Origin of the sequence: Bradyrhizobium viridifuturi, from assembly GCF_001238275.1 — a bacterium.
In the GTDB taxonomy this organism is placed as follows: domain Bacteria; phylum Pseudomonadota; class Alphaproteobacteria; order Rhizobiales; family Xanthobacteraceae; genus Bradyrhizobium; species Bradyrhizobium viridifuturi.
This window is the reverse complement of sequence record NZ_LGTB01000001.1, coordinates 370,179-384,273: the sequence shown is the minus strand read 5'-3', so window position 1 is coordinate 384,273 and position 14,095 is coordinate 370,179. Positions and strand designations below refer to the sequence as shown.

Sequence of the window (14,095 nt, the reverse complement as noted above, 5' to 3'; positions counted from 1 at the left end):
AAGCGGTGCCCAGGCGCGCGGCGTTCAGTCTCTGCGCTCCCCGATGGTGGTCCATCCAAGCGCCAGTCGCGCAGATGGCGCCGTGATAGCCGCCCGGCCCGGCAAAGGCAAATCACGCTTCGTTTGCAGTCGGACCGGCGACGAACTGACCTGCTTTTGCCGGTGGATCGGTGCCGGGCGGGTCATCTCTGGGGGTAGGATTCGGGCAGAACTTGCGATAAGCCTCGGCACTTGCCGGGCTTTTCCGATCCCCGGCGCCATCCTTCCGGTCATCACGCCATTTCGGACATTTTCAACATGAGACATATCATCCTCGCGCTGGCGCTCCTCTGCCCGGCTGCCGCGCTTGCCCAAGGCACCACTCCGGCCCCGGCGCCCGCCGACAAGCCGGCGGCGACCTCGCAGCCGATGGTCGGCGACAAGCCGCTGGTCCAGGTCGGCAAGAAGTCGGCGGCCAAGAAGGGCGAAAAGGCCGCAGCGCCCGGCAAGCCGCAATCGGTCGCGCAGAAGCTCCAGGCCTGTCAGGACATCGACGACGCCACCAAGGAGCGGCTGATGTGCTACGACGAGATCTTCAAGCCGCAGCCCAAGCCGAAGGCCGCCCCCGCCAAGGGCGTCAACGAGTGCCGGTTCGTGAAGGAAGAGGACGAACGGCTGACCTGCTACAACGGCTTCGCCGACAAGATTCCGCGCCTGCCGCGCTAACCGGCGTGAACGGCCCGGACGGCCGTCTGCGTCCGGTTGCCGCCCGATCTCGCGGACATGAAAATGCCGCCGCAAGCATCTGCGGCGGCGTATCGGTTGCCGGCTACGGCGCGACCCTGCCTACCAGGTGCCGAAACCGCCGAAGAAGCCCATGCGCGGCTGCTGCTGTGCGACCCGGTAGGGCTGATACATGCCGGGCTGGGCCAGCCGCATCGGCTGCTGGGGATGCGCATGGTAACGCGCAACCTTGTGCTTTTTCGGTGCCTGCGGCTGGGCCTGCAGCGGCTGGTCGGCCGGCTTGGCGTCGGCCACGATCGCGCCCTTGCGCGCGTCAGCCTTCTCCGGCGGAATGAACTGGGCGAAGGTGTCACGAACGCGGGCCTGCGCCGAGGCATCGCTGGCGGCCGCCGGGGTCGCCGCGGCAACCGCGTTGACCTGCGCCGGAACGATGGTCGGCAGGTTGGTATCATAGACCACCCGCTCCGGCAGTTTCTGGGTCGACCTGATCCGGACCATGGTCTTGTCGACGCCCGGCGATGAGATGGTCTGGCTTTGGCCAGGAACCACCGCCTCCTGCGGCACGATAGCGTTGACGACGAAGAGCAGCGCGAGCAGCACGCCACCAACGAACAGGAAATAACGCGCCACAGGCATCTTGGTAGCTCCCCCCGCGCCACGGGCGCGGTTCATCTCTGCGCGACGACAACAGTCATCGCGCGGGCGAATTCATCGTCTGCGCATGATCACCCGGACAGACGCCATCCCGCGCTTCCGGGTCGTTCTCTAACGGTCGGCTTATTAGTTAGTTCCTGCCTGGCCGTTACGGTTCACCCGGCAAGTCAATTCCCGCTCACTTTTTCGAGATGCAGGTTTCAGGCGCGGCTGGCGGTCACGACAGAGCATTTCGCCTTGTTTGCGTTAACGTTTACGAAGCCGATGAGCATCTGCGAATAGGTCTTGCGGCTCTTCATGGCGATGGTGTCCGGAATCAGGCGCTTGCGCTCGGTCATCGGGCTGCCGTCGCGGCGGATGAAGGCGCAGGCGATCTCGATGTCCTTGACCGCAAAATCATTGGCGTTGCGCAGCGTCAGGGTGACCAGCACCTTGGATCCCAGCCCGCCGCGGCGCCACGATTGCGAGGCGATCCGCACCCGGTCCAGCGGCGATCGTTCGGCGCCCGAGCCGGGCTGTCTGGCCTCCTCGGCCGGCTGCTGGGCGGTGGCGACGCCGACCGTGGCCGGCTCATCGGCCGGTGCGGCGAGCGCCTCCCTCGCGACCTGGGTCGGCTGCGCCCCGGTCGGCACATCCTGCGCGGTGCGGATGGCGGCCGATGGCACCGGCCAGGTATCCTGATCTCCGGCGTCGCTCGGCTCGGGGAGCATGAACCAGGCGGCGATCCCGGCGATTGCGATCAACGACAGCAGCAGGCTGGCATAGAAGCCGCCGTCACCGAGACGTCCGGCGGCAACCTTTCGAAACGACGCCAAGCCGATCCGCATCGTCGTGCCCTCACCCCTCGACGCCCGACCGTGCCGCCCCATCGCCGCATACGGCATGCAGGACGGCCGCAGGTCGAGCGGCCACGCAAGAACAATCGCCATCGGCCGAAATGGTTTCATTCCGGGACGACAATCTTGCGACGCGCAGCACGGGATGGCATCGGAGCCAGCCGATCGCTAGATTGCGCCGCCCGAGCGCGGGTGCCGCGCACCGCAGCGCGCGAGAACAACAAGGAGATCGCAATGCCCGTCGTCGTCACCTGGGACCACGTCCATCTGCGCAGTCCCGATCCCGAGGCCACCGCGGCCTGGCTGCGCGACATTCTCGGCGGCGAGATCATCCGCGGTCCCGGCCGCATCGACGTCCAGCTCGGCGGCGCCAAGGTCTTCATCGCGGAAGTGACACAAGGCGACGGCGTCAACGCCCCGCCGGTGACGCCCTATCAGGGGCTCGATCATTTCGGGCTGACCGTGAAGGACATCGACACGGTCGCAGCCGAGATCAGGGCCAAGGGGGTCGAGTTCACCAAGGAGCCGACCACGATCCGCCCGGGCGTGCGGATCTGCTTCATCCGCGGCCCGCAGGGCATCTCGATCGAGCTGCTCGAGCGCGACAAGAAGTACGCGTGAGCGACGACTGCCGCGCTACGTCATGCTGCCAGGCATGAAGCAGCGGATCGTCACGCCCATGTAGCTCTTGATCGGCCAGACCATCGCGCGGCCGGCCCGGTTGGGTTCGGTGACCACCGCCTCGTCGGGCACGTCGATCCACGTCCCGTCGAGGCGCACGCGATAGTGCCCGTCTTTCGATTCCCAATCGACATCGCTGACCGCACTGCCGTCGGCATCCGAGCAGCACGGCCCCTTGCCGCTGCGCAGACCGTCGAACCATTCCTTCAGCGGCGAATTGGCGTAGCGGCCGTCTGGATCGCGCGCCTGCGCAAGCTGCGCAGCGGTGACCGATACAAGCGCGACCAGACCAAGCGGCAGAAACACTTTCATCCGGCCGCGGCGACGGCCAACCAAGGTTCCGGGATCGTCATTCCGGCCTGCCAAGCGGCCGCCAGCTTCCAACCTGTCTGTCATGTATGTTGCTCCAGCACTCACCGGCCAGTGCAACCAGAGCTATGCATTTCGCGGGCCAGTTCGATTCGCGCGCACGGTCCGCTGTCATCGCGCCGTCACACCGACTGGCAGGAACCGAGGGTTCACGGTCACTCCGGACACCCCCCGGAATCAACCTGCCGCATTGCACGAGGTTGCTCGCTTTGGCATAAAAAACCAATCCGGATTGCTGCGGGCGCGGCAGCCGGACCATGGGACGTTATGAAGAACGGGCTGTATTCAATCCACGTCACCCTGCTTGACGGACGCGTCGGCAAGGGCAGCGGAGTGATTCTCTTCCGCAACGGGCAAATTCTCGGCGGCGATGCCTATCTCTATTACACCGGCAGCTACACGGTGAAGGGTGACGCGTTCAAGGGCGAGGTCCTGGTGCAACGCCACACCACGCCACGCGACACCGACAACCCGCTGTTCGGCGGGCCCGCGCCGGTCGGTATCGGCGTCTCCGGCACCTTCACCGACACCCGCGGCACCATGAGCGGAACCGCGCTGGTCGGCAAGGCGAGCCTGATTTTCAGCGCCACGCTGCACAAGCTCGCGGATATCAATTAGCGGTTTGGGAGTTTTCTGACCTGTCATCCCAGCGACAAAGGCAAAGCCTTTGCGCGGGGATGACGGGGATCGTGCGCGACTGTAGCTGCTTTCCCTATCCCTCACGTCGCGCCGTGCGCGTCGACGTAGAGCGCGTAGATCGAATGGCATGACGCCATGTACAGGCGGTTGTTCTTCGGCCCGCCGAAAGTCAGGTTCTCGCAGCGCTCCGGCAGGCGGATAAAGCCGAGCGGCTTGCCCTGCGGGCTGAACACCATCACGCCGTCGAGATCCTCGGGCCTGCCCTTGAGCTGATAGACCTTGCGGCCATTGACATCCGTTGGCTCCGACTGCAGGGCGCCGTTGCTGCCCCAGCCGCACCACAGATTGCCGTCGCGATCGACGCGGAAGCCGTCGAGCGATCCCTGGTCGGCGGCGTCGATCAGCTTGCTCTTGTTGCCGACAGTGCCGTCGGCGTTGACGTCGTAACTCCAGATGCTGCGGTTCGGCGTGCCCTTCCACTCGACCACGTAGAGCTTCTTCTCGTCCGGCGAGAACGCGAGCCCGTTCGGATTGACCAGATCGGTGATGACGGCCGTCAGCTTGCCGTTGGCGCCGATCCGGAACACGTTGGTGTTGTCCTGCTCGCGCTTGGCCTTGAAGCCTCCCACTCGCCGGCGATGCCGAACACCGGATCGGTGAACCAGATCGTGTCGTCGGACTTCACCACGATGTCGTTCGGCGCATTGAGGCGCTTGCCCTCGAAACTGTCGGCCAGCACGGTGATCTTGCCGTTCTTCTCGGTCCGTGTGATCCGCCGCGTCACCGAGTGCTCGCAGGTCACGAGCGGCCCTGGCGGTCGCGGGTGTTGCCGTTGGCGAAATTGGCGGGGCTGCGGAAGACGGTGAGACTGCCGTCCTTCTCGCTGTACTTCATGATGCGGTTGTTGGGGATGTCGCTGAACAGGAGATAGCCGCCATCGGAGAAATAGGCGGGCCCTTCCGCCCAGCGCAGGCCGGTCGCGACCTGCTCCAGCGTAGAGCTGTAGAGGCGGTACTTGGCAAAGCTCGGGTCGAGGATTTCGACGGCCGGATCCGGATAGCGCTGATTGGGCTTGAACGGGAACGACTGCGCCATGGCACGGCCGGCCGCAGCACTCGCCACGCCTGCGCCAATGCCGGCTACCAGATTGCGCCGTGAAATCATGTCTTCCTCCCCTGCTCAGACCGCCCGTTGATCCCAGGGTCGGCTGAGCGAGCCGTAGGTGCGTTGTCGCACACGGTCCAATGCCGTTCGGGCATTGATCGATGCCAATCGAATATGGATTGTCGCGCGCACCTCCACGATCGCGCACCCACTGCCCAACCCGTCATCCCGAGGCGCGAGCCTCTTCGGCGAGCCTCAGGATGACGGGTTGGGCAGCGCGACTTCGCTACTCCGCGGCCTGCTCCAGCGGCGCGACGCGCGGCAGGATCATCTGGATGCGCGTGCCGTTGCCCGGTGCGGAATCCAGCGAGAGCCGGCCGCCGAGGCGCGTGGTGACGATGCTGTAGACGATGTGCAGCCCGAGCCCGGTGCCGCCCTGGTCGCGCCGCGTCGTGAAGAACGGATCGAAGGCGCGGCGGCGAACGTCGAGGCTCATGCCGCAGCCATTGTCGGCGAAGATCACCTCGACATAGTCGTTGCCGGAGGCGTGGACCTGGATCTCGACCTCGCCGGCCTTGCCGTCCGGGAACGCATGCGCGACCGCATTGAGGAACAAATTGGTCAGCACCTGGCCATACGGTCCCGGATAGGAATTCATGATGAGGTTCGGCTCACAATCGACGTTGAGCATCAGATTGTGCTTGCGCAGGCCGGGCCGCAGGCTCATCACCACCTGCTCGGTGAGATCGCCGAGATCGAAGGTGCGCTGGTCGGAATAGTTGCGGTCGGCAGCGACCTGCTTGAACGACTGGATCAGCTCCGCGGCGCGGTTCAGATTGGCGACGAGCTGCGAGGAGGCGTCCCGCGCCGTGTTCAGGAAATCGTTCAGGCTGGAGCGGCGCAGATCGCCGCGCTCGACCTGGGCGCCGAAATTCGCGGTCTTGCGCTCCAGCGCGGAAGCGACGGTGAGGCTGATGCCGACGGGATTGTTGACCTCGTGGGCGACGCCGGCCACCAGGCGGCCGAGTGCGGCGAGCTTCTCGGCCTCGATCAGCGAGTTCTGGGTTTCCCGCAGATTGCGCAGCGCGGCCTCGGCGGAATCCCTCGCCTTGCGCATCTCCTGCTCCGATCGCTTGCGATCGCCGATGTCGAGCGCCACTGTCACGATGTTCTCGATGTCGCCCTGCGCATCGAGGATCGGCAGCTTGTTGACGAGCCATTGCCGCATGTTACCGGCTGCGTCCTTGTACTCCTCCTCATAGAAGCCGAGCTCGCGCCGCACCGACAGCACGCGCTTGTCGTTCTCGTCGGTCTTGGCGGCGCCATAGCGCTGCATCAGCTCGGCGGTGGTCCGGCCGATCGCGTCCTGCGGCTCGACGCCGAAGATGCCCGCCATGTAGCGGTTCATCAGCACATAGCGCAGATTGCGCTCCTTGACGTTGATGACGGCCGGCACCGTGTCGATCACCATCTGCAACATGCGGCGGCCTTCGGCAACGGCATCTTCGGCGCGCTTCTGGTCGGTGATGTCGCGAACCGTGCCCTCGTAGCGAACCACCTCACCCTCGTCGTTGCGCACGACGGTCGCGGAATCCGACAGCCACAGCACGGTGCCGTCGCGCGAGCGCACCTGATACTCGTAGTCACGCACCGTGCCGTCGCGCAGCATCAGCTGCTGGTACTGCTCCCGCGCCGCCGGATCGACATAGACCGTGGAGGCGATGTCGCCGATGCCATTGATCAGGTCCTGCGGCGTGGCATAGCCCATCATGCGCGCCAGCGCCGGATTGGCGTTCAGCAGCGTGCCGCCCGGCGTCGTGACGTAGATGCCGTCGACGGATGCCTCGAACAGCTTGTGGTAGCTCTCCTCGGCCAGCCGCTGCTCGGCGAGCGCGCGCAGCGCGGCCTCGCGCGCGCTGTCCGCGTCGACCAGGGTCTGGCGGAACACCTCGGCGGCGCGCGCGATGTCGCCGATCTCGTTGTCGAGGTCGGCGCCGGGGATGAACGCGCTCTTCTCGCCGCCCGCGACCTTGCGGATCGATCCCGCGATCCTGGCCAGCGGACGGACGGTGCGGCGCACCACCAGCACCGACGCGAACAGGCCGATCAGCACGCCCGCGGTGCCGAGCACGATGCTCTGCCATTTCGCCTCAGCCAATGTCCGCGCAAAATCGCGCGACAGCACATGGCCGCGGCGGGAGCTGAGCTCGCGCAACAGTTCGGTGACCTTCTGAATCAGGCGGCCCTCGGCGCCGAGCACCTCCCGGTCGATGTCGGCGATCTGGCCCTCGCGCACCGAGATCGCGCTGATCGCCTCGGCATAATTGTCGACCGCGCTGCGCAGGCTCGGATCGGCGATCGTCATCGCCTGCATGCTTTGCGCGGCCTGCTCGGCGGCCGACGTGTTGTGCGCCAAGAGCGCGGTGGCGATTCGGCTCTGGATCTGTGACAGCGTGTTCGCAAGCGTGGCGTCGTTGCTCTCGGCGACCGCTTTGTCGAACGCGTCGCGCAGCGGCGGCAGTCCGGCGACGATCTCGGCGCGCCGGCTGAGCAGCGCCGAGATGCGCTCGATCCCGCTGCGATAGGTCGCCAGCCGCTGGGTGACGCCGTCGATCATGTCCTGCTGCTCGGGCGCCAGCTCGATCCGGGTCTTTTTCAGGATCTCGCTCAGTGACTGGGCAGCCTGCGCCACCTGGGCCGACTGGTTGCCGGGCTCAGTGACGAAGTCCCTCGCCGCCAGCCGCAGTTCATTGGTGCGACGGTCGATATCCTCGGCGATATCGCCGACGCTTTGCAGCCGCTGCAGCTCGGCAAAGGTCGCGTCGATGTGCCGAATCGCGATCACGCTGGCCGTCGACGTGATGATGATCACAGCCAGAACCAGCAGGAAGCTGCCGAACGTGAGTTGGCCAATCGAGAGGGAGAACGCACGCGGCGCTTGCGAATTCGGCGGCAATTCAGCGGTCATGTCATCAAGGCCGGGGTCCAATGCACCCCAATATACGGGAAATTACGGGCCTTGGGGAAACATGCTGAAGGGTCCGGCCGGTGTGACCGGCATCACCCCGGCAGCCGCGCCCCTGACCGATTCCGGTACAGGCAGCCCATACAGGTAGCCCGGCGCCCGGTCCGCCGGGACACCGGCCTCCTCCATCACCCTGACCCTGGCCAGATCGCCCGACCCGTGGCGATCCGGAAGCCGTCATCGCCGCGATGACCTTACGCCGTCGCGGTCTTTCGTGCCGGGATCGTCATCGCGGCAACGCCGATCACCACGCAGGCGAGCCCGAGCCACGCCGTCGGGCTCAACCGTTCGCCAAGGAATGCGACGCTGAGCGCAACCCCGATCGGCACCCGCAGATAGGCCTGCGCGGTGGTGCCGACCGAACCGAGGGTCTGGATCAGGCGGAAGTAGATCACGAAGGCGATCGCGGTCGAGAACACTGCAAGCGCCAGCAAGGCGGCGAGCGAGCTGGTCGACGGCGTCAGCGTCCAGGGCCGTTCGACGGCGAGGCTGAGCGGGATCAGGATCGCGGCGCCCGCGAGCAGCGAGCCCGCCGCCGGCGCCATCGGATCGAGCCCCTTGAAGCCGCGGCTGAAGATCGCGGCGCAGGCATAGCAGATCGTGGCAGCGACGATCGCGACCTCGGCCACAATGCCCTGCCCGAGATCGCGGAAGGCATCGACGCCGACGATCAGGCAGATGCCGGCCATCCCTGATATCACCCCGAACAGCTTGCGCGGGCTCGCGGCCTCATGGCGGGTGATCGCGACGGTGAACAGGAAGGTGAAGATCGGCGAAGCCGAATTGAGGATGGTTGCGAGCCCGGCATCGACGAAGCGCTCGCCCCAGGCGATCAGCGTCCACGGGATCACGCTGTTGAGACAGGCCTGGAAGACGAAGCGCCGCCAGGTCGCTCCGTCGGTCGGCATCGTCACACCACGCATCCGCATGATGACGACGAGCAGCAGGCCCGCGATCGCGGTGCGCGCCGCGATCAGCGTGATCGGCGGGATGGTTGCGACGCCGAGCTTGATGAATGTGTAGGAGCCGCCCCAGAGGGTGGCGAGCGCCAGCAGCAGAGCCAGCTCGATGCTCATATTGGGCTGGCGCGCGTCGCCGGTCGCGGGGCCGCTCACGACGCGCTCCTTGCAAGCCAACCGGCGGTCGCAGCAAACAGGCCTTCCCGCCCGTGCTCAAGGTGCATCAGATGCGTTGCCTTGGGCACGACGACATCGGCCTTCTCCGTGGCGCCCAACGCATGGGACAGCCAGGCGGCGTCGGCATCCTGACAGAGATTGTCCCATTCGCCCCGCACGATCAGCGTCGGGGCGAGGACACGGCGCGGCTCGTAGGGGAGCTTGCCCGACAGCGCGGCGATGATGTCGGCCTGCGGTCCGTTTGGAATCCGGACCGCCGGCGGGTTGCGTCCGGCCGCGCCGGCGTCGGTGGCGAGATAGGCCGGCCCCCACCCGGCGAGGTCTGGCTCGATCAGCACCGGCGGATGCGACGGCGGGACATCCTCGACAAATCGCTTCAGTTGATCCGCGGTCGTGACCTCGCGCCATGCGCCGATGCTGTCAGGCGGCGGCAGCCCTTGCAGCTCCCGCTGCACGATCGGCCCGAACAGCACGAGGCGGCCGACCGCGTCCGGACGATGGCCGGCAAACAGGCCGGTAGCGATCGTGCCCCATGAATGCGCGACGATGTGGACCGGCGCGCCGGCGCATGCGCGGCGGATGTGATCGACGACCGCACCGACCTGAGCGGCGGCTTCCGGCGCACGGCCGAGCGGCGCGATCCCGCTTGCGGACAAGGACATCTGCCGCGGCCTGCTCGAGCCGCCGAAGCCGATGAAATCGAACGCCCAGACGTCGAGACCAGCGGCCCTCAGATCGTCCGCCCAGGACCGCCCGCCGAAGCGATAGCCGACCGACAGCGACGAGGGAAACGTCGCGCCGTGAACGTAGAGCACGGGATCGCCCTCGCCCGGCCAGTGCCGCAGCAGCAAGCTGTCGTCACTGCCGGACAACGTCAGATGGATTTCGTAGGATATTGACGCTTCAAAAGTTGCTTGCACGTCGGCTCCTTTTGCGCCGGGCAATTGGCCCGGCGCGGTGACCGACGTGGTTATAGCGAGCTTCCGGTGGTGATACTTCGATACTCGCCGAAGTTTTGCGGCGCTGACGCGAGCGGCGTCAGCCCATCGCGCCGACGTCGAATACCTCGCCGTCGTAGCCCGCTTCCTTGGGGATACGGAGCTGGCGGCCGGTGGCGGTCTTGGTCATGACGGGGGTCACGGTCACGATCGACATTTTTCTGGCGTCGCTAAGCGCGTCGCCGACATTCGGCTGCTTGCCGAGCCGGATCAAATTGCGGGTGGTCGGGAACGGCAGCTTGAAGCGGCCGGTCTCGCCGCCCTCGAGTGCCTCGCGCGTCGATACCCAGATCGAGTCGGTCGATTCCTTGCCGTCATGCGCGCCGAGCTGCTCGGGCGGCGCCGCGGCCAGGAAGAACCAGGTGTCGAAGCGCTTCGGCATGCCCTCCGGCGTGATCCAGTGCGCGTAGGGCACGAGCTCGTCGAGTGCGAGCACCATGCCGTTGTCTGACAGCACCTTGAGGAAGCTGATCTTGCCTTCGTTCAGCGCCGCGCGATGCGCGTCCGCGATCTCGTTCGCGCGCTTGGCGTCGACCAGATCCTTCGAGCCCTGCGGCCGCGCCAGCAGGATGCCACTCTCTTCGAACGTCTCGCGGATCGCCGCGATGCGGAAACCCAGCGCGTCGCCGTCGAGCCCCTCCCTGCCCGAATAGAGCGCGGGATCGGCGGCGATCTCCTTGTCGTTCTTGTCGACGCTGCCGCCCGGAAACACCAGCGCGCCCGAGTTGAACTCGATCTGGTGATGGCGGACCATCATGAAGACCTCGATTTCGCTGCTGCCGCCGTCACGGAGCAGCAGCACTGTCGAGGCAAGGCGCGGGGCAACGATCTCGGTCATTATTAGCCTGCTGCACTGGATTGCGGTTGCAGATTGGCGCGACGGTCAACGCGCGCCACGCGGGAGAGCAGATAGTCGACTTCCGCCCGCGCCTGCGACGTGATGACGGCGCCGGGCTTGCGCTGGGCGCTGGAGGCGATGATGCCGCGCTTCTGCAGCACGTATTTGCGCACGGTGAGGCCGACGCCGGGCTGCTGCTCGTAGCGGATCAGCGGCAGATGCGCGTCGAACAGATCGTGCGCGGCATCGCGCTTGCCGGCCTTCGACAGGTTGACGACGTCGATCAGCAGTTCAGGGAATGCATAACCCGTCATCGCGCCGTCGGCGCCGCGCTCCATCTCGAAATCGAGGAACAGACCGCCGTTGCCGACCAGGATCGACAGCGGCCGCAGCGAACCGTCCTTCTGGAAGTTGCGCAAGGTCGAGATCTTCTCCAGGCCCGGCCAGTCCTCGTGCTTGAGCATTACGCAGGACGGCGAATCCATCACGATCTTGCGGATCACGGCGGGCGTGAACACGACAGTGAGCGTCAGCGGATAATCCTGCAGCACCCAGGGAATGTCATCGCCGATCGCTTCCTGCGCCTGCTTGAAATAACTGATGATCTGGTCATCGGTGCGCAGATGCGGCGGCGGCGCGATCATGACGCCGGCGGCGCCCGCATCCATCGACTTCTTCGCCAGCGAGCGCATCGTGGCGAAGCCCGGCGCCGAGACGCCGACGATCACCTGCAGCTTCTTGGCGCGCTTGACGAAGCGCAGCGCGACCTGCTCCGCCTCGGCAGCATCGAGCTTCGGCGCCTCACCCAGGATGCCCAGCACCGTGACGCCGTCGCAGCCGACCTCGGTGTAGAAATCGGTCAGCCGGTCGATCGATGCCTCGTCGATGCGGCCGTCGTCGTGGAACGGGGTCGGCGCGATCGCAAAGGTTCCTGCGGCCTGGGCGGTGAGTTTGGTCATGGCTATCCTCTTGTCCGTCATTCCGGGGCGATGCGTCAGCATCGAACCTCAGGTGCGCAATTGCGCACCGGGGAATCTCGAAGTTCCGGGTTCGTCCTTCGGACGCCCCGGAACGACAGGTAGCATCAGAACCGCCGCGCGCCCATCTTGATCTGCTCCTCGGAGAAGAAGATCTCCTTGGCGTGGGTGGCGATGTCCTCGGCCTTCCAGCCGGTAAAGGGCGGCTTCCAGCCCTCCATTTCCATCATCCGCATCTCGCGGACGCCGCGCGGGCCCGAGACGCCGAGCACCTTGCCGGTCTGGTCGCCCGACAAATCGCTGACCATGTAGAGCACCGCCGGCGCGATGCCGTCAGGCCCCAGCGCCGCACCCGGGTTCTCCTTGTAGCGGGGCAGGTCCGCGGTCATGCGGGTCAGCGCACCCGGCGCCAGGGTCCAGATCCGGATGTTGTACTTGCGGCCCTCGATCGCCAGCACGTTGGACAGGCCCCAGATGCCGCCCTTGGCCGCGCCGTAATTGGTCTGGCCGAAATTGCCGATCAGGCCCGAGGTCGATGACGTGTTGACGATGACGCCGCCGCCATTGTCGCGCATCCATTTGAACACCGGCTGGGTGCAGCAGAAGGTGCCTTTGAGATGCACCTTCATCACCCTGTCCCAGTTGGCTTCCTTGGCCTTGTGGAAGGTCTCGTCGAGCAGGATGCCGGCGTTGTTGACCAGAATGTCGGCGCGGCCGAAATGCTTGATGGCATCGTCGAACACCGACTGGCCGCCGGCCATCGTCGAGATGTCGGCGCCGTTGGCGACGGCACGGCCGCCCTCGGCCTTGATCGCGTCGACCACCTTGTCGGCCATCGACTTGTCGGAGCCCGAGCCGTCACGCGGGCCGCCGAGATCGTTGACCACGACAGCCGCGCCCTCGCGCGCAAACAGCTTTGCGTAGGCCTCACCCAGTCCGCCGCCCGCGCCCGTGATCAGCGCCACCTTGCCGTCGAGTAATCCCATGGTTGTTTCTCCGTTGTTGTTTCTTCTTCACCTCTCCCCGCAAGCGCGGGGCGAGGGAGCCGACGGCCGTCGCAGGACGCTAACCCAGCACCGTCTTGCCGCTCTTGATCACGGTAACGCCGCGCGACTTCACCTTGGCCTCGAACGACACCACGTTGCCGTCCTTCCACAGCTCCATCGTCACGGTCTCGCCGGGAAACACCGGCGAGGAGAATCGCGCCGCGTGCTGCCTGAAGGCTGCAGGGTCATAGTCGGCATAGGTCTGCAGCACGCCGCGGCAAGTGATGCCGTAGGTGCACATGCCGTGCAGGATCGGCCGCGGGAAGCCGGCCTTCTTGGCGAACTCCGGATCGGAATGCAGCGGGTTGCGGTCGCCGCAGAGCCTATAGATCAGCGCCTGATCGGGCCGCGTGGTGATGTCGACCACCTTGTCCGGCGCACGCTCCGGAACCTTGTGCGGCTCGGGCTGGCCGTCGGACGGGCCACCGAAGCCGCCATCGCCGCGGGCGAAGCGGGAGGCGACGAGCGTTGCAAGCTTGTCGCCCTTCTCATCCCTGAGCACGGTCTGGTGGCGGATCACCGCGCCCTTGTCCTTGCCCTTGTCGAACACGTCGAGCACAGTCGAGTCGGCCGTGATGTGCGCGGCAGTGGCGAACGGCTTGTGGAAGGTGATGTCGCGCTCGCCGTCGACCACCATCACGCGGTTGAGGTTCATCTCACCGGGACCGGCGCCCCAGGCCGCGACCGACGCAAACGTCGGCACCACCTTGAGCGGCCGCGGCGTCAGCACGCCCTCGTTGACGAAGGCCAGCTCCTTTTCGTCCATCGGATCGGCACCGAGCCCGATGCCGTAGGCGTAGAGCATCACGTCGCGGTCGGCGTAGCTGTATTTCTGGCCCAGATTCTTCAGAGCCATCAGCTGTTCGTACACGATTGGCATTGTTGTTTCTCCCCGAACTGTTCTTTCTTCGCCGCGGTGCTCGTTGCTGCGCCCTCTCCCCCTGCGGGAGAGGGTCGCGCCGGCTTCAAACGCAAACTCGTTTGGGAGAGGGGTTGCCTCCGCAGATGCAGCTTTCCCGTGGACAGACACCCCTCTTCCGACAGCCTTCGGCTGCGACCTTCCCCCGCA

At 66.1% G+C, this 14,095-nt stretch carries 13 protein-coding genes, 1 pseudogene and 1 riboswitch; of the genes and pseudogenes, 3 read left to right on the top strand and 11 right to left on the bottom strand.

All coding sequences use genetic code 11. The annotated features are described in order from the left end of the window. Positions 1-80, bottom strand: a riboswitch (ZMP/ZTP riboswitch). Positions 81-297: 217 nt separating this feature from the next. Continuing rightward, positions 298-705, top strand: coding sequence for a hypothetical protein (locus tag ALC15_RS01920; RefSeq protein WP_050625793.1), 408 nt, complete (start codon positions 298-300; stop codon positions 703-705). A gap of 120 nt (positions 706-825) precedes the next feature. Here ALC15_RS01920 and ALC15_RS01915 read toward each other — a convergent pair whose 3' ends face one another. After that, entirely contained in the window at positions 826-1,359 is a 534-nt protein-coding gene (locus tag ALC15_RS01915; protein ID WP_050625792.1) for a hypothetical protein, read from the bottom strand. Between the two features lie 218 nt (positions 1,360-1,577). Then, positions 1,578-2,306, bottom strand: coding sequence for a hypothetical protein (locus ALC15_RS01910; RefSeq protein ID WP_050625791.1), 729 nt, complete (start codon positions 2,304-2,306; stop codon positions 1,578-1,580). 141 nt (positions 2,307-2,447) lie between these two features. On the opposite strand from ALC15_RS01910, the gene ALC15_RS01905 reads away from it, so the two are divergent. Beyond that, a complete protein-coding gene (locus tag ALC15_RS01905) occupies positions 2,448-2,834 on the top strand; it encodes a VOC family protein (RefSeq protein ID WP_050625851.1) in 387 nt (128 codons plus the stop codon). 15 nt (positions 2,835-2,849) lie between these two features. Here ALC15_RS01905 and ALC15_RS01900 read toward each other — a convergent pair whose 3' ends face one another. Then, a complete protein-coding gene (locus ALC15_RS01900; RefSeq protein WP_244485887.1) occupies positions 2,850-3,206 on the bottom strand; it encodes a hypothetical protein in 357 nt (118 codons plus the stop codon). A gap of 324 nt (positions 3,207-3,530) precedes the next feature. On the opposite strand from ALC15_RS01900, the gene ALC15_RS01895 reads away from it, so the two are divergent. Continuing rightward, complete coding sequence (locus ALC15_RS01895; protein ID WP_050625790.1) at positions 3,531-3,881, top strand: GrlR family regulatory protein; 351 nt, start codon at positions 3,531-3,533, stop codon at positions 3,879-3,881. A gap of 101 nt (positions 3,882-3,982) precedes the next feature. Here ALC15_RS01895 and ALC15_RS01890 read toward each other — a convergent pair. The 8 genes and pseudogenes from ALC15_RS01890 to ALC15_RS01855 form a co-directional block, all read right to left on the bottom strand. Next, positions 3,983-5,066 (bottom strand): annotated as a pseudogene (locus ALC15_RS01890) (SMP-30/gluconolactonase/LRE family protein). Between the two features lie 226 nt (positions 5,067-5,292). Then, positions 5,293-7,974 carry a PAS domain S-box protein gene (locus ALC15_RS01885; protein ID WP_050625789.1) on the bottom strand — a complete coding sequence of 894 codons (2,682 nt, stop codon included), beginning with the start codon at positions 7,972-7,974 and terminating at the stop codon, positions 5,293-5,295. 251 nt (positions 7,975-8,225) lie between these two features. Continuing rightward, entirely contained in the window at positions 8,226-9,107 is an 882-nt protein-coding gene (locus ALC15_RS01880; RefSeq protein WP_050625849.1) for a DMT family transporter, read from the bottom strand. Between the two features lie 35 nt (positions 9,108-9,142). After that, the gene (locus tag ALC15_RS01875) at positions 9,143-10,087 is read right to left on the bottom strand and encodes an alpha/beta hydrolase (RefSeq protein ID WP_157860849.1); all 945 of its coding nucleotides are present in this window, start codon (positions 10,085-10,087) and stop codon (positions 9,143-9,145) included. A gap of 118 nt (positions 10,088-10,205) precedes the next feature. After that, positions 10,206-11,003 carry an NUDIX hydrolase gene (locus ALC15_RS01870; protein ID WP_050625787.1) on the bottom strand — a complete coding sequence of 266 codons (798 nt, stop codon included), beginning with the start codon at positions 11,001-11,003 and terminating at the stop codon, positions 10,206-10,208. A gap of 2 nt (positions 11,004-11,005) precedes the next feature. Then, positions 11,006-11,962: a dihydrodipicolinate synthase family protein gene (locus ALC15_RS01865; RefSeq protein WP_050625786.1), complete on the bottom strand. Its 957-nt coding sequence runs from the start codon at positions 11,960-11,962 to the stop codon at positions 11,006-11,008. 125 nt (positions 11,963-12,087) lie between these two features. Further along, positions 12,088-12,966 carry an SDR family oxidoreductase gene (locus ALC15_RS01860; protein WP_021080621.1) on the bottom strand — a complete coding sequence of 293 codons (879 nt, stop codon included), beginning with the start codon at positions 12,964-12,966 and terminating at the stop codon, positions 12,088-12,090. Between the two features lie 79 nt (positions 12,967-13,045). Next, a complete protein-coding gene (locus ALC15_RS01855) occupies positions 13,046-13,906 on the bottom strand; it encodes a MaoC family dehydratase (protein WP_050625785.1) in 861 nt (286 codons plus the stop codon). Between the last annotated feature and the right edge of the window lie 189 nt (positions 13,907-14,095).